The following is a 19,500-nucleotide window of genomic DNA, read 5'->3' as shown; positions in this document are numbered from 1 at the left end:
TTTCTGCCCTGTTGCTTCGTGCCTACAACGCTGAGGCCGAGAACTGTGTAAAGACCGTGAAAGCCGGAAACCTTCACACTGCAGCAGCCCGCCTCGAGAAAGCGCGGGAGCAGATCGCAAAGCGGGGCACAGTGATAGGTCTGCAAATAACCAACGCCTTCCACTCATTGCGCGAGAAGGAACTTGAACTCGCGGCACGGCACCTGGAAGCCGTGGCAATTCAGAAGCAGATGGAAGCCGAGGCGAGAGCCGAAGCCAGGGAGGCTGCCAAGGCGCAGCGAGAGTGGGAAGCGCTAAAGGCCAAGCAGCAGAAGGAGGTCGACCACTATGCCAACGTTCTCATGCAGCTCCAGGCCGCGGGAGACCTTGAAGGTGTCCAGCGTGTCCAGGAGCAGCTCGAGGACGCAGAAGCAAAGCTCGCCGACGCAGAGGACAACGCGCTCAACACTCGCGCTGGGTATGTCTACGTCATCTCTAACCTAGGCGCATTCGGTGAAGGGGTAGTCAAGATTGGAATGACCCGCCGCCTCAACCCCATGGAACGAGTGCGCGAACTTGGCGATGCCTCGGTCCCGTTCCTCTTTGACGTCCACGCCCTGTTCTTCTCCAAGGACGCTGTGGGCATTGAAACGATGCTCCACCAGCATTTTGCTGGCCAGAGAGTGAACTTGGTAAATCTGCGCCGTGAGTACTCTTACGCGTCCCCTTCCGACGTGAAAGACGCCTTGGTGGAGCATCACGTGGAACTGGTGGAATACCACGAGAACGCACCCGCCGAGGAGTTCGCCGCATCCCAAGACCTGCGTGAGGCAGGGCTAATACCGGCCGCCGTCTAACACCACCTGCGGCAGTGAAGTGGAGCGGACTACGGCGGGAAGTTCCGACGTCGTTCGCTCCACTATCTGAGAGACGCACACTCTTGGTCCATTAGAGAGAAGTTACGCGGCCATCCCCGATGGCATCACGCTGCAGTTCGCCATCCGCTCTGAGCCCGCACGACGATCAGTTCGATGCAACCATCCCGACGTAGCACACAGAAACACTAAGCAATGTACTTGGCCTCCCCGCGTAACCTTGTTTGATGCCCCGTTTTGCGCTCGACATCGAATCCGTGCCCCGCCCTGCCCGCGCGCAGGAACTCCTGGACGCCGTGAACCACAGCGTGGTCATTGCCGACGGCGCCATGGGCACCATGCTGCAGGGCCGGGACCTCACCCTCGAAATAGACTTCCAGAACCTGGAAGGCTGCAACGAGATCCTCAACGACACCCGGCCGGACGTCATCGCCGACATCCACGACGCCTACTTCGCCACCGGCATCGACGCCGTGGAAACCAACACCTTCGGCGCCAACTGGTCCAACCTCTCCGACTACGGCATCGACGACCGCATCGCCGAGCTCGCCCTCAAGGGCGCCAAGATCGCCCGCGAACGCGCCGAAGCGGCCGAAGCAACAGACGGCCGGATGCGCTGGGTCCTCGGCTCCATGGGTCCGGGCACCAAGCTCCCCAGCCTTGGCCACACCAGCTACGACTACCTCAAGCAGACCTTCGCACTGCAGGCCGAGGGCCTCATCGACGGCGGCGCGGACGCGTTCCTCATCGAAACCAGCCAGGACCTCCTGCAGACCAAGGCCGCGGTCAACGGCTGCAAGCAGGCCATCGTCTCCCGCGGCGTCCGGCTCCCCATCTTCGTCGAAGTAACTGTCGAGACCACCGGCACCATGCTCATGGGCTCCGAAATCGGCGCCGCGCTCACCGCGCTCGAGCCGCTCGGCGTCGACGCCATCGGCCTGAACTGCGCCACCGGCCCGGATGAGATGAGCGAGCACCTCCGCCACCTCTCCAAGCAGTCCTCCGTCGCCATCGCATGCATGCCCAACGCCGGCCTGCCCGTCCTCGGCGCCAACGGCGCGCACTATCCGCTCTCACCCACCGAACTCGCCACCGCGCACGAGCAGTTCGTCCGCGAATTCGGCCTGGGCCTGGTGGGCGGCTGCTGCGGTACGACGCCGGAACATATGGCCGCCGTCGTCGAACGCCTTGCCCCCTTCCGCGCCCAGGCGACGAAAGCCGGCAGCGGCAAGACGCAGCCCGCCCGCGTGCCCACCGAGCGCGAGGCCGGCATCGCCTCCCTCTACCAGCACGTGAACTTCGACCAGGAATCCGCCTACCTGGCCATCGGTGAGCGCACCAATGCCAACGGCTCCAAGGCGTTCCGCCAGGCCATGCTCGAAGAGCGCTGGGACGACTGCGTGGACATCGCCCGCGAGCAGATCCGCGTCGGCGCGCACCTGCTGGACGTCTGCGTGGACTACGTGGGACGCGACGGCGTCGCCGACGTCAAGGAGATCGTCTCCCGTTTCGCGTCCGCCTCCACCCTCCCGCTGGTCATCGACTCCACTGAGCCGCCCGTCCTGCAGGCCGGCCTGGAACTCATCGGCGGCCGCCCGGTGGTCAACTCCGTCAACTACGAGGACGGCGACGGCCCCAACAGCCGCTTCGCCCGCATCATGCCGCTGGTCAAGGAACACGGCACCGCCGTGATCGCCCTGACCATCGACGAGCAGGGCCAGGCCCGCACCACCGACGGCAAGGTGGCCATCGCCTCCCGCCTCGTCGACGCCCTGGTGGGCGAATGGGGGATGCGCGTCGAGGACATCATCGTGGACGCCCTGACCTTCCCAGTCGCCACCGGCCAGGAGGAAACCCGCCGGGACGGCATCGAAACCATCGAGGCCATCCGCCAGATCACCGCCAAGTACCCCGGCATCAACACCACCCTGGGCGTCTCCAACGTGTCTTTCGGCCTGAACCCGGCCGCGCGCATCGTCCTCAACTCGGTCTTCCTCCACGAGGCCACCGAAGCGGGCCTGACCAGCGGCATCATCGACGCCGCCAAGATCGTCCCGCTCGCCTCGATCCCGGAAGACCAGCGCAAGGTGGCCCTGGACCTTGTCTGGGACCGCCGCGAATACGACGCCGACGGCAACACCACCTACGACCCCCTCGCCATCATGCTCGACATGTTCGCCGGCGTCGACACCGCAGCGCTCAAGGACCAGCGCGCCGCCGAACTCGCGGCGCTGCCCACGGGCGCGCGCCTGGAACGGCGCATCATCGACGGCGAAGGCAAGGGCCTTGAGGAGGACCTGGACCTGGCCCGCAGCGAGGGCCTGACCCCGCTCGGCATCATCAACGACCACCTGCTCGAGGGCATGAAGGTGGTGGGCGAACGCTTCGGCGCCGGCGAAATGCAGCTGCCGTTCGTGCTGCAGTCCGCCGAGGTGATGAAGAACGCCGTCGCCCTGCTCGAGCCGCACATGGAAAAGTCGGACTCCTCCGGCAAGGGCACCATGGTGATCGCCACCGTCCGCGGCGACGTGCATGACATCGGCAAGAACCTGGTGGACATCATCCTCACCAACAACGGCTACAAGGTAATCAACATCGGCATCAAGCAGGGCATTGCCGAGATCATCGCCGCAGCGGAGGAGCACGACGCCGACGTGATCGGCATGTCCGGCCTGCTGGTGAAGTCCACCGTGGTGATGAAGGAGAACCTCGCAGAGCTGCAGTCCCGCGGCCTGGCGAAGAAGTGGCCGGTCATCCTCGGCGGCGCCGCCCTTACCCGCGCCTACGTGGAGCAGGACCTGGCGGAGCAGTTTGACGGTACCGTCCGGTACGCCAAGGACGCCTTCGAGGGCCTCGCCCTCATGGAACCGCTGGTGCGTGTGGCCCGCGGCGAGTCGCCCGACGACGTCGGCCTGCCGCCGCTGAAGAAGCGCATCCACAAGGGCGGTGCCAAGTTCACAGTCACCGAGCCGGAGGCCATGCCCGGCCGGTCCGACGTCGCCGACGACAACCCCGTGCCCGCCCCGCCGTTCTGGGGCACCCGCATTGTGCGCGGCGTGGCGCTGCACGACTTCGCCGCGTTCCTTGACGAGCGCGCAACCTTCATGGGCCAGTGGGGCCTCAAGCCGGGCCGCGGCGAGGACGGCGCCTCCTACGAGGAACTGGTGGAACGCGAGGGCCGGCCGCGCCTGCGCTACTGGCTGGACCGCATCCTCGCCGAGGGCATGTTGGACGCCTCCGTCGCCTACGGCTACTTCCCCGTCGTTTCCGAGGGCGAACAGGTGGTGGTGCTGCACCACGGTGAAGACCGCGACGGCGTCCTCGGCACCCCGGGACTGCTCGCCCCTGACGGCGGTTCCGGCGGCCCGATCGGCACCGAGCGGCTGCGCTTCGATTTCCCGCGCCAGCGCCGCGACCGGCACCTGTGCCTGGCGGACTTCGTGAAGTCCCGCGAATCCGGGCAGATCGACGTGCTGCCCGTGCAACTGGTCACCGCCGGCTCGAAGATCGACGAGTTCACCGCCGAGATGTTCGCCGGTAACCACTACCGCGACTACTACGAGCTCAACGGCCTGGTCATGCAGCTCACCGAGGCACTGGCCGAGTTCTGGCATGCCCGTATCCGCAAGGAGCTCGGCTTCGCCGCCGAGGAGCCGAAGGACACGGCAGGGTATTTCAAGCTCGACTACCGCGGTGCGCGGTTCTCGCTGGGCTACCCCGCATGCCCGGACATGGAGGACCGCCGCAAGGTGACCGAGCTCCTGAAGCCCGAGCGCATGGGCGTGATCCTCAGCGACGAGCTGATGCTGCACCCCGAACAGTCCACGGACGCGTTCGTGTTCCACCACCCGGAGGCGAAGTACTTCAAGGTGTGAGCTGGTGCCGGTCCCCGGCCTTTGCGGACTGGTCCTGGGCGGAACGCCTTTCGGTGCTTCCGCCCGGGCCGGCGACCGGCTTCACCCGCCGGAACGCGGCCAGCACGGCCCGCCCGATGACCGTAATCCCTACGATCGTGGTGACCGCGCGCAGTGTGTCCCAGCCCGCCGTCGACGTGACCAGCGAGTAGAGCAGGAAGCTGCTCAGGTTGGTGGCCAGCGGTGCGCCCGGCTCGTAGGAGATGCCGGTGCCGGTGCCCACCGCGAAGGGCCAAAACCACAGGTTGAGCAGCAGACCGTACAGGTAGGACGCCACCGCACCGTACGCGCAGAGCATCCACAACTCCGCTTTCCCGCGCACCCGCCGGGGGAGCAGGCCGGCCCCGGCCCCCACCCACGCGCAGGCGAAGATCTGGAACGGCGTCCACGGCCCGATCCCGCCCCACAGCACGCTGGAGACGGCGATGGTGGCGGCGCCCAGCAGCAGGCCGAACCGGGCACCGAACGCACGGCCGGCCAGGATCAGCAGGATAAAGACCGCCTCCACGCCGCCGACACCGGTGCTCGCCACCCGCACCGCCGAACCGACGGCTGCCAGGACGCCGAGCAGCGCCACCATGTGTGCCGAGCGGACGGACCCGTCGAGGGACAGGACGACGGCGACGGTGGCCAAGGGTGCGATGGCCAGCGCTGCGTAGGGGACGGCTGCGGCGGCATCCTGCGGGAGGGCCGTGGCGAGCAGCGGCCAGCAGAAGGCGCCGAGGGCCAGCAGGTTTGCGGCCGCGAGGACCGGAAGCTCGACGGCGCGTGGCAGCCGGATGCGGCGCGGTTTCATGGCGCCGGGAAGATCGGTCCGCCGGTCTGTGAACTGCGGTGCCGCGATGGGTGCCGGGGCCGCGCTGGCTGCCGTGGCACTGGACGGGGCTGCTTCGACGGCGGGTGCGGGCGCGACGCCGTCACGCATCGGCAGGATCCGGGCGGCGAGGCCCTGCGCGTAATCGAGGTCGTGGGTGGCAATCAGGACGGCCGCGCCCGCGTCAGCTGCCGCCCGCAACGCAGCCGCGACTGCCGTGCGGGCCGCCGGATCAAGCCCGCGGGTGGGTTCATCGATCAGGAGCAACTGCGGATCATCCATGGTCTGCAGCGCGATGGCCAGGATCCGGCGCTCGCCAGCTGAAAGATCCCGGGGATGCTGGTCCCCGATGGGGATTGCCACGTCTCCCCGCAGCCGGGCAAGGTGGGACGCCGCAAAGCCGGACGCGGGCTGGCCGCCGTCCATTCGGCGTGCAAGGCGGCGCTCTGCCGCGCGGAGCTCGCCGGCGACGGTGTCCCGGGTGAAAAGGTCGTCCGAGGCGTCCGGCACCAGGGCCACCCGGCCGCCGTCGGACGTGATGTTCCCGCTGATAGCGTCACCCGCCTTGCCGTCACGCAGGGCGAGCGCCACCAGCAGGGACGACTTTCCGGCGCCGTTCGGTCCCACGAGGGCAACCACTTCGCCGCGGTGCAGGGTGAGGGACGCGTCGCTCACCAGCGGCTGGCCCTTGCGGTGCACCGCGAGGTTTGCCGCCGTCAGCACGAGGGTTTCCTGCGCCGGCTCGGCCTGGGACGGAAGGACTTCGGCAGCCCGCGGGGAGGCGGGCGGCGCGGCAGCCGGGACCCCTGCAGTTGGGATCAGGGCGCCGTCGTCGATGGTCCACCAGGAGTCGGCGACGGGGATGAACGGTTCCGCGCGGTGCTCCGCGACGATGACGCAGACGCCGGCGTCGCGGGCGAGGGCGTGCAGCACGGCGGTGACGCGTGCGCGTGCTGCGGTGTCGAGGTCGGCCAGGGGCTCGTCCACCAGGAGCAGGGCGGGATGTTCGACGACGGCGGCAGCGATGGCCACGAGCGTAGCCTCGCCCGCAGAGAGGGTGCTGAGGTTGCGGTCCAGCAGCGCGGTCACCCCGACGCTCTCCGCCACCTCCAGCACCCGTGCCTTTGAGGCTTGGGAGGGCACGCCGCGCAGTTCAAGGGCGAGGGAGATTTCGTCCCGGACCCGGGTGCTGGCGAAGGCAGCGCGGGGGTTCTGCAGGACGACGCCGACCAGGCGTGCGGTATCGCGCGGGGGAGTGGCGGCGCGGTCTACCCCGGCCACGCGCACGGTGCCGCCGATAGCGCCGCCGTCGGCATGGGAAAGGAGCCCGGCGATGCCGCGGAGGATGGTGGACTTCCCCGAACCCGTGGGCCCGGTGATGACCGTGATGGACCCGGGTGGCGGCGCGAATTCGCAGACGTGCACCTGCGCGTCACCGATACGGAAGTGCGCGTCCCGGATCAGGACGGGTTCTGCGGTGCCGCGTGCGGGCTGGTGGGACGCCCGGCTGCCGAAGCCGCGCAGCTCGAGGGCGGCGGCGACCCGGCCGGCGTGCTCGAGGGTGCGTTCAAGGATGGGGACAAGGGCGCGGGGCCCGAAGCGTTCGCCCCGCAGCCGGAAGGCCAGGCGGACGGAGTGCACGGCGTCGGCGAGGGCCGGCAGCGCAGCCCACGCCACCACCAGCATCCGGGCGATGCCCTGCATCGGGCCGCCGCGGGCCAGGTGGACGAAGCCGCGGGCCACGTCCACGAAGGAGTTGAGGATGCCGAAGCCCAGGATGATGCCGGCAATCGGCAGGGCGGAGAGGACCGCCTCCCACAGGCCGGATCCTGTGACCGGGCCAAAGAGGACCACATGGGCGTAGGGGGCGGGCAGCCGCACCGGCGGCAGGTCGAGCAGGACCGGGGTGCCCCTGCTGGCGCCGTTGAAGAGGACGCGGTAGATGACCCGCGCCGCGATGAAGATGGCGGCCAGGGCCACCCCAGCACGTAGCGGCGCGGGTCGGAAGGTCATGCCTTGGGTGCGGCCGGTTCGCCGTCGACCGTGTAGAGCAGTTCCAGGCTCTCGCCGGGGCTCACCTTTAGGGTGGCGAGGCCTTCCTGGGCGTAGGCCCACTCACCGTCGGCCGGCTTGACCCAGAGGGACCAGTACGCGAAAGCGGCGGGCATGCCCTTGCATCCTTCCCGGTACGTGCCGGCCTTGTGGGTGATGTCGAGGTCCGCGGCGGGCACGCCGTTCACCCGGCAGACCAGCTCGGTGGGGTACTGCTCGGTGCCCTCGGTTTTGATGTCTGCCTCGGCGAGAATTTCAGATGCCACTGTGGGCTCGGTGACGTCCACGCAGGTGGAGGTGTCGGCGGCGTCCTGCTTCAGGGCGCCGGAATCAACGATGACCTGCACGCCGTCGCAGTCCTCAGAGGCTGCGGCGGACGACGCCGCGGGCGTGGTGGCCGGTGCGGAGGTGGCGGGCTGGGTGGCGGCCGGTGCTGAACAGGCGGCGAGGGAAAACAGGAGACCTGCGGCGGCGAGGGAGCTCGCGGCGGCGGTGCGGAGGTTAGTCAAAGTCACCTGATAAGGGTAGGGCGTGGCCAGGCAGGATCGGGATGCCGCCACGTTGTGTGACGCCGGGCTTCACGTCAGCCGGCGGGACGCCCCATGCGGAACAGAACCGACGACGGCGGGAGGTTCCGCCGTCGACCGCCGGAACGTGCGGCTTCCTGGCTCATACCGTGATGTCTGTACCTGCTCCTCCCCGTCCCACCGGCAAGAACCGGAAGGCGAAGACCGTCCCACAGGTAGGCGGAAGGTCGCATTGATAAAACTGCCCTCTGCAGGTAGGACCCAATCTTGCGATAATGGCATCGGCAGCAGCAACGGCTGGTCGCAGCCGAGCCAGCTGCCTTTGTCCAGTTGATGAAAGCAAGCGCGCTATGACCGAACCGACGCGGGCAGTAGGCGTCCGGCACCCGGTCGAACAGGACCGGCGACGGGTCGAGATGGCCTCCGACACACTGCGGATGCTCGCCGAACCAACGCGGCTGCAGCTGCTCTTGGCGCTGACCGCCGGACCGGCCACGGTCTCGGAGCTGATCGAGGCCACCGGAGCCGGCCGAACCCGTGTGAGCCAGCATCTGGCTAAGCTGCGTGTGAGCGGCTTTATCGATGCCCGCAAAGTCGGTCGCAATGTTATCTACTCCATTCAAGACCGACACCTGAACCGGCTGATTGAGGAAGTCCTGATCTACGCCGGCACCCGCCTCGCAGACGAGTCTGAAGGCGGTTGACTGGCTCCCTGGCTAACGCGCTTTCAGACTTCTGCCCCGGATAGCAGACCCCCGTGAGGGTCAGTCAGAACCTCGTCTTGCGGTCTGTTGACTTATGGTTTGGAGGGGAGCAAAATTCTGATCATATCCGATAGGTGCGCCGGCGCTGTCGTGTTTCTTTGGTAGCCACGCACCGCGCAAACCTCTCGTCCGGGCCTTTTGCTGGTAGTGCCGGAGCAGCCATTGCCACCGCCCTTATCCTGACGCGACGCGGACGACGCTGAAGGAGGCGCTGTCCATGAACGCGATGAGTGGCTCTTCGGGTGCCATCACCTTCCTCAACGCCCATGAGGCGGCGACCCTCGATGTGCTGGCGGGGTTGATAATTCCCGGTTCGGAGGATGATCCCGGGGCCCGCGAGGCGGGAGCTGTCACGTACATTGACCGGGCACTGGCCGGCCCCTACCGGCACCTGCAGCGGTTGTACCGTGCTGGCCTTGCCACCCTCGATAGCAGCTGCCGTGAGCGACAGGGCCGCACGTTCATTGAGCTTGACGAAGGCGAGCAGAACTCCATCCTGGAGCGGCTTGCCCAGGGTGGGCTGGATACTGCCGTTGCCGCCGAACGTTCGGAGGCTGCGGGTGAGGAGATGTTCGGCATCGGATTTCTGCCGTATTTCTTTGCGGTCGTGCGGCAGCACGTGGTCGAGGGCACGTTCGGTGATCCGGCGTACGGGGGCAACAGGAACGCCGCCGGATGGCGCCTGCTGGGCTTCCCCGGAGCCCATTGGGGTTACGGCGAGGAGGAGATGCGATACGGGTTTGATGCCTCCGCACTCCCGATCGTAACCCTCCAGGATCTGCGGAACGAGCGAGAGCAGCGGAAGGGAGAGCCTGATCGTGGCTGAGCATGCTGACATAGTGATCGTCGGTCTGGGAGCTGCCGGCGGAGTGCTGGCGAATGAGATGGCGCAGGCCGGAATGCGCGTCGTCGCCCTGGAAAAGGGTCCGCGCTATGCGGATGAGGATGTCGAGGTCAAGCACGACGAGCTGCGGTACTTCGTCCGTCAGGAAATCTCCCCTCATATGTCCAGCGATCCCATCACCTGGCGGCCTAACGCGGACACGACGGGACAAGTCCTGCCGTGGTCCTCAGGGCCGCTTGCGCTCGGACCTCTGTTCGTCCCTCCGTCCATCGGAGTGGGCGGTGGAACTATCCACTGGGCGGCCTGGGCCTGGCGGTTCCGGGACGCCGAGCTTCGCCTCCGGTCAACGTTGATCGAGCGTCTCGGAAAGGACGCCGTGGCGGATACGGCCATCGTCGATTGGCCGATGGGGTATGACGAGCTGGAACCGTACTACGAGCGTGCCGAGTACGAGATCGGAGTGGCCGGTAAGGCCGGCAACCTCAATGGGGAGATTCAAGACGGGGGCAACCCATTCGAACCACCACGAAGGCGGGAGTATCCGATGCCGCCGCTGCGTATGACGGCCGGGGACAGGCCGTTCTCCGAAGCAGCCAAGCGGCTCGGCCTACACCCGTTCCCCGCCCCGGCCGCGGTGAACTCGGTGGAGTACCAGGGGCGAAGCGCCTGCGTGTACTGCGGTTTCTGCAGGGACTACCCTTGCCACGTCCGTGCCAAGTCCAGCAGCGCAGTGGCGCTCCTTCCCAGGGCCCTGGAGACCGGGAACCTCGACATCCGCCCTTATTCGCGGGTCTTCGAGGTGAAGCGGGACGCGGCCGGGCGGGCCGCCGGGGTCCGTTACCTGGACCTTGTTCGGGAAGAGGAACGTGAGATCGACGCCGGGTACGTGGTGCTGTCGGCGTACGCGCTGGAGAACACCCGGCTCCTGCTGGCTTCGGGCATCGACGGGAACGGCATCGTCGGCAAGTACTTTATGACGCACAACTACGGCTGGTTCACGGGAACGCTGCCAGACTGGAGCAACCCGTTCGCTGGTCCCGCAGTTGCGACCAGCGTCGTGGATGACTACACCTCGGAGCTCGTCACCGGGGACGGCGCGGTCTGGGGCAGCCCCATCATTGGCTTTGGCGGGGACGTCCAGCCGGTGGAAGCCACCAGGAACATGCCCGATTCCGCGCCTAAATTCGGGCAGGGATTCAAGGACTGGATGCGGGACAATTACCGCCGCACCTTCAGCATGTACCATCAGACCGCCACGTTCCCGCGCGAGGAATTCTTCTGCGACCTCGATCCGAAGGTCAAGGATGCCTACGGTCAGCCCGCGCTGCGTATCACCCATGACTGGACCGCCCGGGATCAACAGGACGTGGAGTTCATGCAGGGCAAGAAGCGCCAGATCGCCCGCGAAATGGGAATGCGCGAGTGGTGGGAGGCGCCGAGCGCCCCGCCGTACCACGTCTCGACCCACGAGGTGGGGACTCATCGCATGGGTGATGACCCGAGCACCTCGGTGGTTGATCGACACGGCGAGTGCCACAGAGTGCCCAACCTGTACGTCCTGGGCGGGGGACAGTTCCCCACCTACGGCGCCTACAACCCCACCCTGACGATCTACGCCCTGGCCTACCTTGCAGCCGATCACCTTCGCGCGGAGGCTGGAGCGAAGGCCGCAGGGGAAGCACGTAGCAGCTGACCGGAGAGGTGCAAGGCAGTGCCAGTCGTACAGGTCCACATGCGGGCAGGCCGCTCGGTCGAGGAGAAGCGCCGGCTCATCGAGGCGATAACCGACGCCGTGACTGGGGTCCTGGGCTCAAAGCGGCAAAGAGTGGTGGTCATCCTTGATGAGATCGACCCGGAAAGCTGGGGACAGGGCGGCCAGCTATTGGCTGACGAATTATCAAATCCGGAGAAGGCATGACAGATGCTACTCATGGCCTGGGTATCGGGAAACTATTCACCGGCGTTATCCCCTCTGAGGGGTGACGCGGGAAGTGTCGTGAGATGACTGCCGAATCGGTGGCTTCGCTGCTCACGACGTTCAGCCACGCTACCCTTTATGACCTTGAGCAGCCCCGCTACGCAGGGGCCCCGATCTTCGCTGCACACCGTCCCGGCTTCGTATACACGCTCCACCGCAGGCATGAACCCGGAACAGGTGAACCCAGGACCAGCGCCTCGGGCCTGATCATCACCGCTGAACACTCCGGGACACACATTGATGCCCTCTGCCACCAGGCTCTGGGCTTGCAGATGTTCGGCGGACGCCAAGTGGATGCGCAGGTGCAGACTCCGGCAGGTTTCGGCGAACTCGGGGTGGAAACCATCGCACCCATGGTCACCCGGGGAGTCCTCATCGATGTCCCCCGGTACCGGGGAGTGGACCGGCTCCCGGAAGGCACCACCGTGGGGGCGGATGAGCTGGAGGCAGCCGCCTCCGTCCAGCATGTCTCGGTAGGAGCAGGTGATGTCGTCCTCGTACGAACCGGAGACGGATCACAGTGGCAAGACCCCGAGGCATACCTCCGGGGCTCGGGTATCTCCGCTGAAGCGTCCGAGTGGCTCGCCGGACAGCGCGTGCAGGCAGTAGGAGCCGACAACGTAGCCTGGGACTCCACCCAGCCAGATCCCCAGCGCGGGAGCCTCCCCGGCCACGTGGTCCTCATAGTCCAAAACGGAATCTACATTCTTGAAAACCTCCAGCTCGAAGGGCTTGCCGCATCCGGGCACCAGGAGTTCCTCTTCGTGTGCCTCCCGCTGAAAATGGTCGGCGTGACAGGATCCCCGGTCCGCCCCCTGGCGGTGGTGCCAGCATGAGACCCGGATCTCCATCCAACCAACAACAGCACGGTGACAGCCTGACCTGAGAGGAGAAGGCAAAATGGCAACGGAACAGCCGGCCGGCGGGCCGGAGCGGGCAACTCCCAGGGACCGAGGCCGCGTTCCGGCAACCGCGGTCGGGGCGCTCATTTTCCTGTGGCTGGTCTACGCAATGAACGCCAATACCCGCCAAATCTTCTACTATGTGCTGCCACCGATGGTTGAAGAGTTCGAGCTGTCGCCGGAGGAGGCAGGCATCGTCAGCACAATCGTGACCGTGGCCACGGCAGCGCTGGCAATTCCGGCCGGCGCCTGGTTCGACCGGGGCGGGCACGGCTGGGCACGCAAGTACCGCAACGCAATCGTGGCGGCCGGATATTTCCTGTTCTCCATACTCACCGGCATTGCCGCGCTGACGAAGACGATCTGGAACGTCGTCGTGATCCAGTCGATCAAAAATGCCTTCGGCGGCGCCGGCGAAGCGGTCGAAGTGACTGCAATGGTCGAGTGGTACCCGGTGGAGAAGCGGGGTCTGGCACTCGGGATACAGCACGCCGCCTATCCATGGGGAACGGGTCTCGGCGCCATCGCTACGGGGGCAATCCTGGCAACCTTCGGCCCCGAGAACTGGCGCTACGTCTTCCTGATCATCCCGCTGGCGATGATCCCCATCTGGATTAGCTGGTGGTGGTACAGCTCCCCGAAACGCTACCGGAAGTTCGAAGAGGAAACAGAGGCGGCAGGGCTAACGAAGCCTCTCGCCGCTGGAGCCGGCGGCGCAGAGCAGCAGCACGCCCAACCCGGTGCCTTGCGCCGAAGCCTGGCTAATCCGAACATCCTGGTTCCGGCGCTGGCATCCATGTTCGGGATCATGATTTACACCGGGATCAGCTTCTGGCTGCCCGCATATATCGCCTTCGTGGGCGGCTTCAGCTTCGCGGAAGCCGCCGCCTACAGCGCCGTGTTCACCATCACCGGCGGGATTGGCCAGATCTTCTGGGGCATTGTCTCCGACTACATCGGACGAAAGATCAGTCTGATCATCGCGTTCACATGGCTGGCACTCGGCCTCTACCTGCTGCGGTTCTCTGCGGTGAGTTTGACCGTGCTGATTGTGGTCCAGCTCATCGCGGGCCTGGCCACGAATGCCATCTTCCCTGTCCTCTACGCCTTCGGCTCGGACTCCGCAGAGAGAGGCGCGGTAGGGACTGCGAACTCGATCCTCCTGTTCTTCCTTTACCTTGGAGGTGTCTCCCCCCTCGTCATCGGATGGCTGATCGGACTTGGAGGAGGATTCGCAAATGAAACGGGATACTTCTACGCCCTCTACTTCCTCGTGGCTGTTTCGCTCATCTCTGCAATCCTCATCGCGCTGTTCACCCGCGAAACGGTAGGGCGCTTCAAGGACCGTGACCGCGCCCTGGTCTCCCGCGAACGGACTAATGTGCGGCCGGGACTTCCCCAAGAGTGAGGCCCTTACCTGCCGCCCCCGGGCTGAGGCCCATGTCATTGATCTGATCCGATGAACAAGGAGGAGAAACCGATGGGAATGAGTTACGAGCAGGCACGTCAGGCATTGGACGCGGCACTGGCCAAGGCCAGGGAGATTGGCTCTCCCTCCAGCGTGGCCATCGTCGACGCAGGACGTGAGCTCCTGGCCTTCGCGCGACAGGACGATGCACTCCTGGCCAGCACCGAGATTTCGGCGGGGAAGGCCTACACCGCTTGTTCGATGAAGATGGCAACCAAAGACATCGGGCCGTTGACCCAGCCGGGCCAGCCTCTATACGGCCTAGAGCACACACACCAGCGTCCCCTCATTACCTTCGGAGGCGGACGGCCCTTGGAAATCGGCGGTGAGATTGTTGGGGCCGTTGGAGTCGCCGGCGGCACCGTGGATCAAGACGACGAGATAGCGGCCGCCGCGGCCGCAGCGTTCAGCCAGCAGCCTTAGGAGGACTGGATGCAGCTCGAAGGAAAAAGGGCGATCATCACCGGTGCCGCTACGGGCATCGGGGCAGTCACCGCCCAGATGTTCGCCCGGGAAGGTGCGGCGGTTATCGTAGCGGATATCAACCAGGAGAACGGTCAACGCACCGTCGAGGAGATCCGTAACCAGGGCGGCGCAGCGCACTTCATCCAGACCGACGTGACTAAGGAGAGCGACGTCGAGGCGCTCATCCAGCAGGGAGTAGAGGCACTGGGCGGCCTTGACATCCTATTCAATAACGCAGGAGCACAGCGCTCGGGCCCGATAACCGAGTTCGATCAGACCCAATGGGACCTGCTCATGGCAGTAAACCCCCGTTCTTGCTTCTTCGGAATCAAGCATGCCGTCCCTGTCCTTCGCGCCCAGGGCGGCGGTTCCATCATCAACATGGCTTCCCTGGCCGCCGTGAAGGGAGGCGCGGGCCTGACCGCATACGCCGCGTCAAAAGGTGCCATCGTGGCCTTCACCAAGGCATTGGCCCCGGAGCTTGCCCCGCACGGGATCAGGGTCAACTGCGTATGCCCCGGATGGATAGACACCCCATTCAACAGGCCCGCGATCGATTACATGGGCGGGCCGGAGGAACAGGAACGCGTCGTCAAAAAAATCGTCCCGATGGGCCGGCAAGGAAAGCCTGAGGAAATCGCGCCGATAGTCGTATACCTCGCCTCGGAAGGCTCTTCCTATATGACCGGCCAGGCGCTCGTGGTGGACGGGGGCGTGTACTAGCGTCAAGCAGCTACCGACCGGCTTCAGAAGGTCCAGCATTAGAGCACCGTGATGCTGCACATCAGTGGTTGGAATGATGGGTGCGGGAAGTCCCGGTCAAACATGAACCTGCCGAGGGAGAGCAGATGAGCGAATCACGGATTGCCGAGGCGATTGCATCCGTCAAGGCCTACCTGACTGCCCACCCTGACGAGGCCCGCTACCGGGACTCGGCTGCGTCCGCCGTCGTAGAGGACGGCCTCCGGGTCCGCGTAACCGGAGTCGACGGTGCATCGCTCGTCACGGACATGGTGGCGGGGGTCGGTGGAACGGCATCGGCGCCGTCGCCGGGTTGGCTTTTCCGTGCAGCTTACGCGTCGTGCACCGCCACCTTGATCGTGATGCGCGCCGCCGAACAGGGGGTGGCTTTGTCAGGTTTGAAGGTTGACGTGGACAGCGAGTCTGATGACCGGGGGATCCTCGGGATTACGGAGGAAGTCCCTGCTGGTCCTGCCAGCATGAAAGTCATAGTTCATGCAGCCTCGGACGATGACGAAGGAGCGGTCCGGGAAGTTATCACGTGGGGGCTCAACCATTGCCCTGTGGACGATGCGGTTCGGCGCCATGTTCCGGTTGAGCTCGAGGTCCAAATAACCGAAGTCTAGAAGGAAGGTGCCCCTTTCCTAGGCATTCCTCCTTCCTGTTCTGCCGCATAAATATGGTAAGCACACTTGGTATCTGTGGGGCTAGGGGGATTCTCCTCCCGCCGTCGATTATTTTCGGTTGGACTCCATTTAGCAGCTAACGACGCTTGGTGTTCACGCTGTTGGAACCGGTGCGACCTTGGCCGTTCTTTTGTAGCCGGAAGTCTCATAAGGCATGGCAGCCTGGAGTCCCGTCGCTGGACTGCAAACATCCCTGCTGTTACAAGGAGTACTCCGCCAACGCCACCAACTACGTCCGGTTCAGCGTCGCAGGCAGCTCGGACGGTGCCGAGGTCCTGAGCTGGGAAAAGGCCCCCTTCAGCTCGTAAAGCCGGCACGTCAGTAAGGTAACGACGGCGGGCGCCCACCCGCCGTCGTTCGGGGTCTGGACACGGGCGGCGGCCGGATTTATGGTGCAAATGTGGCGGCTGCCTGACTGGCAGGAAGGCAAATGCTGCCAGTCCGCTGTTGCTGCCGCCCGTCAGAAGGAGGAAGCAGATGGAACACGTCGAAGAGACCGTGGAAGTCGATGTCCCGGTGCGGACCGCGTACAACCAGTGGACCCAGTTCGAATCCTTTCCGCAGTTCATGTCCGGTGTGGAATCCGTAACCCAGCTGACCGACAGGACGAACCACTGGGTCACCAAAGTGGGTGGTGTCAAACGGGAATTTGATACCGAAATCGTTGACCAGGAACCCGACGACCGGATCGCCTGGCGCAGCACCGACGGCAAGTCCCACGCCGGCATCATCAGGTTCACGCCGGTGGATGCCAACCACACCAAGGTCAGGGTCCACTTCGAATGGGCCCCGGAGACCGTCACCGAAAAAGCTGGCGCGGCACTGAAGATCGACGAGATGCAGGTGAAGGCCGACATGCGCAAGTTCAAGGCCTTCATTGAGTCGCGCGGCAGCGAAACCGGTGGCTGGCGCGGCGAAGTCAAGGACACCGGCCCCACCGGGCAGTTCTAGGAGTGCCGGCGGGACCAAGTGGGGAAGCAATGCCCCACAAACAGGAAGCGGACGACGGCGGGTGCCCACCCGCCGTCGTCCGTTTTTCTTTTGTCCTGGTTGCCTTCGAGGCAATTCCAGCCACAGGTTACAGCTGCGGGACGCACTCTCCGGTCCCCAGCAAGGCCAGTCCCGCCCGGTCGCCTGCGCCGAAGTCCAGCTGCCCGGAGTTCTCTGCGTACATCAGCTGGGTGTGGTCGTCCACGTGGTCCAGCCCGATCACGTGCCCCAACTCGTGCATGATGACCGCCCTTACCAGGGCGGGGCCGTCCGGGTATGCCAGTGTTTCTGCCAGGCCGGGCGCGTCGAGATGCACCTGGCCCGTGACGTAGACGTAGGGCTCGCCTTCGACCTGTATGGCTGAGCTGCCGCCGGTTCCCGCAATTTTTCCCGCCAGCCCGGGTGTTTCTTCCGGTGTGGACCACGCGATCAGGATCGGGGCCCACTTCTTGCCGTAGCGGTCGGGCTGGTAGGTATCGCGGGTATCCGAGGGCGCCTCATCGGTGGATCCGTCGAACACGAACTGCAACCCCGTGGCAGCGGACACGGAGGCCACAGACTCATGAATGAGCTGCTCCGATCCCGGCAGCGCGAAGTCCTGCCGGACCACGTAGTGGAGGGGCCGGCACGGGTCGTAGGCGACAAAGGGCTGGCCGGGGTCCGGCGACTCCTGCAGGACATAGGCCGATGAGCCGGTGGTGGCAGCAGGGACACCCAGTGGAGAGGATGCGGCTTCAAACCCCGGCGGAGGGACCTCGGAGCCGGGCAGATGGGGCAGCGCTGCCGAGAGGACGAACCTGTTGAACAGCGTGGGAGTGAAGTAGAGGCCCACCACGAGCGCGAGGCCCAGGACGGTGGCTGTCCTTGAGCTCCACCTGCGGGTGCGCGCCGGTCTTGTTCTACGGAAACCGCGGCGTTTTCCGGTGCCTGCTGCGGGAGGTGTCCGCCAGGGATCAGGCGAATCAAGCTTTCCGAGGGCCTCGTCAATTGCCCACTGGGGGATGCGTCCGCTCGGGGACCGCCGTACCCCAGGGGTTCCGCCCGGGTTGCCGCGCCCCCCGGAAGAATTGCTCCCGCCAAAACCTGCTGCCACCAGCGCCCCCTTGTTCCCCCAAACCATCTCCTTCAATGGTCCGCTCAGCATAGTGGCCCTTCGTCACAGCCGCGAGGAAAGTGTCATAACGCCAAACGCACCGTCGCCGCCCCGGCAGGGCTTTTTCCGTGGGACGATAGCACCAGCGGGCCGCTGGGTGGCCGTGCATGACGATGAATGGCCGGGGGCATCATGGCACTTGATTCGAACTGGACTGCGACGGGAAGGCCTGCGCTTGACATGGCAGCCGTAAAGGCTCCCGGCGTGCCGGACGATCCCCAGGCATCAATGACGGTGCTGGTGGCCGACGACGATGCAGGATCGCTGCTGGTGGCCAAGGCCGCCGTCGAGAAGTACGGGCACCAATGCATCGTGGCCGCGGATGGCGCGACGGCATGGCAGCTGTTCCAGGAGTGGCGCCCGCAGGTGGTAGTCAGCGACCTGGTGATGCCGGGGCTCAACGGGTTTGACCTCTGCCGCGCCATCCGGGCCTCGGAAGCAAGTTCCTACACGTACGTGGTGCTGCTGACCTCCCATGGCGCGCAGGAGGACGTGCTGGAAGGAATGCGGGCCGGAGCGGACGACTACATCAGCAAGCCGCTGGACCCCTTCGTCCTTCACACGCGCCTGCTGGCCGCCCGGCGTGTGACAGCAGTCCACCACGCCCTGGCCGACGCGCTGGATGAGGCCAAGGATAGCAATGAACGGCTCGCTGAATTCACCGGGCGGGTCAGCCATGACCTTCGAAATCCGCTCACGTCCATCCTGGGCTATGTCGAGCTGGGTGCCACGGACGCAGAATCCGGCCACACCGAGGAGGCGGCCGAGTACCTGGAAATCGTGGGTGGCAGCGCGCGTCGGATGCTGTCCATGGTCGAGGAGCTGCTGGCATTCGCTTCCATCGGCGGTTCGCTGTCCAGGGCCCGGCTTTCGCTGGCCAACCTCGTGGAGGAAGTCACCCAGGACCTGCGGCTGGGCCTGCGGGAAGCCGATGCCGTGGTGCACTGTGAGGATTTCGCTTTCGACGCTGACGAAAGCCAGCTGCGCGTGGCCCTGCAGAACCTGATCCAGAACGCCGTGGCCTACCGCCGTCCCGAAGTTCCCCCGGTCATCACCGTCACGGGCCACGCCGCTGGAGCGGGCGTCGCAGTGCGGGTACAGGACAACGGCAAGGGCATCGACGCCGGGGATCGGCGCAAGGTGGTTGAACCGCTGGTCCGCCTGCACCGCGACGGCGATCCGGCCGGCACGGGGCTGGGCCTGGCCACCTGCGCCCGGATCGCCGCCGCCCACGGGGGAAGGCTGGAGATTTCTCCCAGCCCCATCGGCGGGACCACCGTCAGCATCTACCTCGGATCGCCGTAGGGCGCACCTTTCCACCCGCCAGCGATAAAGGGGAACGGACGAC

15 protein-coding genes and 1 pseudogene are annotated in these 19,500 nt (G+C 65.7%); 13 read left to right on the top strand and 3 right to left on the bottom strand.

Features of this window, described 5'->3' with window-relative positions:
• The first annotated feature begins 11 nt into the window (after positions 1-11).
• Both AC5RT3_RS02935 and metH read left to right on the top strand, forming a co-directional pair.
• Positions 12-836 carry an SNIPE associated domain-containing protein gene (locus AC5RT3_RS02935; protein WP_494051821.1) on the top strand — a complete coding sequence of 275 codons (825 nt, stop codon included), beginning with the start codon at positions 12-14 and terminating at the stop codon, positions 834-836.
• A gap of 245 nt (positions 837-1,081) precedes the next feature.
• Complete coding sequence (metH, locus tag AC5RT3_RS02930; protein WP_494123457.1) at positions 1,082-4,729, top strand: methionine synthase; 3,648 nt, start codon at positions 1,082-1,084, stop codon at positions 4,727-4,729.
• On the opposite strand, the gene AC5RT3_RS02925 is transcribed toward metH, so the two are convergent.
• The gene (locus AC5RT3_RS02925; protein WP_494123456.1) at positions 4,719-7,595 is read right to left on the bottom strand and encodes an ATP-binding cassette domain-containing protein; all 2,877 of its coding nucleotides are present in this window, start codon (positions 7,593-7,595) and stop codon (positions 4,719-4,721) included. The two genes, metH and AC5RT3_RS02925, sit on opposite strands and share 11 nt — an antisense overlap.
• A complete protein-coding gene (locus AC5RT3_RS02920) occupies positions 7,592-8,149 on the bottom strand; it encodes a hypothetical protein (protein WP_494123455.1) in 558 nt (185 codons plus the stop codon). The genes AC5RT3_RS02925 and AC5RT3_RS02920 overlap by 4 nt, the downstream gene beginning before the upstream one ends.
• 362 nt (positions 8,150-8,511) lie before the next feature.
• Here AC5RT3_RS02920 and AC5RT3_RS02915 point away from each other — a divergent pair, with 362 nt between their 5' ends.
• The 10 genes and pseudogenes from AC5RT3_RS02915 (at position 8,512) to AC5RT3_RS02870 (ending at position 16,960) form a co-directional block, all read left to right on the top strand.
• Positions 8,512-8,865 (top strand): ArsR/SmtB family transcription factor, encoded by a 354-nt coding sequence (locus AC5RT3_RS02915; RefSeq protein WP_494123454.1) that lies wholly within the window; start codon positions 8,512-8,514, stop codon positions 8,863-8,865.
• 277 nt (positions 8,866-9,142) lie between these two features.
• The gene (locus tag AC5RT3_RS02910) at positions 9,143-9,751 is read left to right on the top strand and encodes a gluconate 2-dehydrogenase subunit 3 family protein (RefSeq protein WP_494123453.1); all 609 of its coding nucleotides are present in this window, start codon (positions 9,143-9,145) and stop codon (positions 9,749-9,751) included.
• The gene (locus AC5RT3_RS02905) at positions 9,744-11,462 is read left to right on the top strand and encodes a GMC family oxidoreductase (RefSeq protein ID WP_494123452.1); all 1,719 of its coding nucleotides are present in this window, start codon (positions 9,744-9,746) and stop codon (positions 11,460-11,462) included. The genes AC5RT3_RS02910 and AC5RT3_RS02905 overlap by 8 nt, the downstream gene beginning before the upstream one ends.
• A gap of 15 nt (positions 11,463-11,477) precedes the next feature.
• Positions 11,478-11,687: pseudogene (locus AC5RT3_RS02900) on the top strand (tautomerase family protein); the annotation flags it as partial.
• A gap of 83 nt (positions 11,688-11,770) precedes the next feature.
• A complete protein-coding gene (locus AC5RT3_RS02895) occupies positions 11,771-12,583 on the top strand; it encodes a cyclase family protein (protein ID WP_494009558.1) in 813 nt (270 codons plus the stop codon).
• Positions 12,584-12,647: 64 nt separating this feature from the next.
• Positions 12,648-14,057 (top strand): MFS transporter, encoded by a 1,410-nt coding sequence (locus AC5RT3_RS02890; protein WP_494123451.1) that lies wholly within the window; start codon positions 12,648-12,650, stop codon positions 14,055-14,057.
• Between the two features lie 72 nt (positions 14,058-14,129).
• Positions 14,130-14,540 carry a GlcG/HbpS family heme-binding protein gene (locus AC5RT3_RS02885; protein WP_494009556.1) on the top strand — a complete coding sequence of 137 codons (411 nt, stop codon included), beginning with the start codon at positions 14,130-14,132 and terminating at the stop codon, positions 14,538-14,540.
• A 9-nt stretch (positions 14,541-14,549) separates the two neighbouring features.
• Positions 14,550-15,305, top strand: a complete 756-nt coding sequence (locus AC5RT3_RS02880) for an SDR family NAD(P)-dependent oxidoreductase (protein WP_494009555.1) — start codon at positions 14,550-14,552, stop codon at positions 15,303-15,305.
• A 125-nt stretch (positions 15,306-15,430) separates the two neighbouring features.
• Complete coding sequence (locus AC5RT3_RS02875; protein ID WP_494009554.1) at positions 15,431-15,949, top strand: OsmC family protein; 519 nt, start codon at positions 15,431-15,433, stop codon at positions 15,947-15,949.
• Between the two features lie 537 nt (positions 15,950-16,486).
• On the top strand, positions 16,487-16,960 hold the full coding sequence (locus tag AC5RT3_RS02870) for an SRPBCC family protein (protein WP_494123450.1): 474 nt from the start codon (positions 16,487-16,489) through the stop codon (positions 16,958-16,960).
• A 127-nt stretch (positions 16,961-17,087) separates the two neighbouring features.
• Here the strand turns inward: AC5RT3_RS02870 and AC5RT3_RS02865 are convergent, their stop codons facing one another.
• Positions 17,088-18,092: a matrixin family metalloprotease gene (locus AC5RT3_RS02865; protein ID WP_494123449.1), complete on the bottom strand. Its 1,005-nt coding sequence runs from the start codon at positions 18,090-18,092 to the stop codon at positions 17,088-17,090.
• Positions 18,093-18,380: 288 nt separating this feature from the next.
• Between AC5RT3_RS02865 and AC5RT3_RS02860 the strand changes: the two genes are divergently transcribed.
• Positions 18,381-19,457, top strand: a complete 1,077-nt coding sequence (locus AC5RT3_RS02860) for a response regulator (protein ID WP_494123561.1) — start codon at positions 18,381-18,383, stop codon at positions 19,455-19,457.
• Positions 19,458-19,500 lie beyond the last annotated feature (43 nt).

The sequence above is a fragment of the Arthrobacter sp. Y3221159 genome, assembly GCF_059089885.1.
The sequence above is the reverse complement of the archived record's forward strand: the minus strand, read 5'-3'. Positions and strand labels throughout refer to the sequence as shown.

Excerpts from the sequence above, each read along its gene's own strand:
- metH (WP_494123457.1), top strand. The coding sequence starts at position 1,082 with ATGCCCCGTTTTGCGCTCGACATCGAATCCGTGCCCCGCCCTGCCCGC.
- AC5RT3_RS02925 (WP_494123456.1), bottom strand. The coding sequence starts at position 7,595 with ATGACCTTCCGACCCGCGCCGCTACGTGCTGGGGTGGCCCTGGCCGCC.
- AC5RT3_RS02915 (WP_494123454.1), top strand. The coding sequence starts at position 8,512 with ATGACCGAACCGACGCGGGCAGTAGGCGTCCGGCACCCGGTCGAACAG.
- AC5RT3_RS02910 (WP_494123453.1), top strand. The coding sequence starts at position 9,143 with ATGAACGCGATGAGTGGCTCTTCGGGTGCCATCACCTTCCTCAACGCC.
- AC5RT3_RS02895 (WP_494009558.1), top strand. The coding sequence starts at position 11,771 with ATGACTGCCGAATCGGTGGCTTCGCTGCTCACGACGTTCAGCCACGCT.
- AC5RT3_RS02890 (WP_494123451.1), top strand. The coding sequence starts at position 12,648 with ATGGCAACGGAACAGCCGGCCGGCGGGCCGGAGCGGGCAACTCCCAGG.
- AC5RT3_RS02885 (WP_494009556.1), top strand. The coding sequence starts at position 14,130 with ATGGGAATGAGTTACGAGCAGGCACGTCAGGCATTGGACGCGGCACTG.
- AC5RT3_RS02880 (WP_494009555.1), top strand. The coding sequence starts at position 14,550 with ATGCAGCTCGAAGGAAAAAGGGCGATCATCACCGGTGCCGCTACGGGC.
- AC5RT3_RS02875 (WP_494009554.1), top strand. The coding sequence starts at position 15,431 with ATGAGCGAATCACGGATTGCCGAGGCGATTGCATCCGTCAAGGCCTAC.
- AC5RT3_RS02870 (WP_494123450.1), top strand. The coding sequence starts at position 16,487 with ATGGAACACGTCGAAGAGACCGTGGAAGTCGATGTCCCGGTGCGGACC.
- AC5RT3_RS02860 (WP_494123561.1), top strand. The coding sequence starts at position 18,381 with ATGACGGTGCTGGTGGCCGACGACGATGCAGGATCGCTGCTGGTGGCC.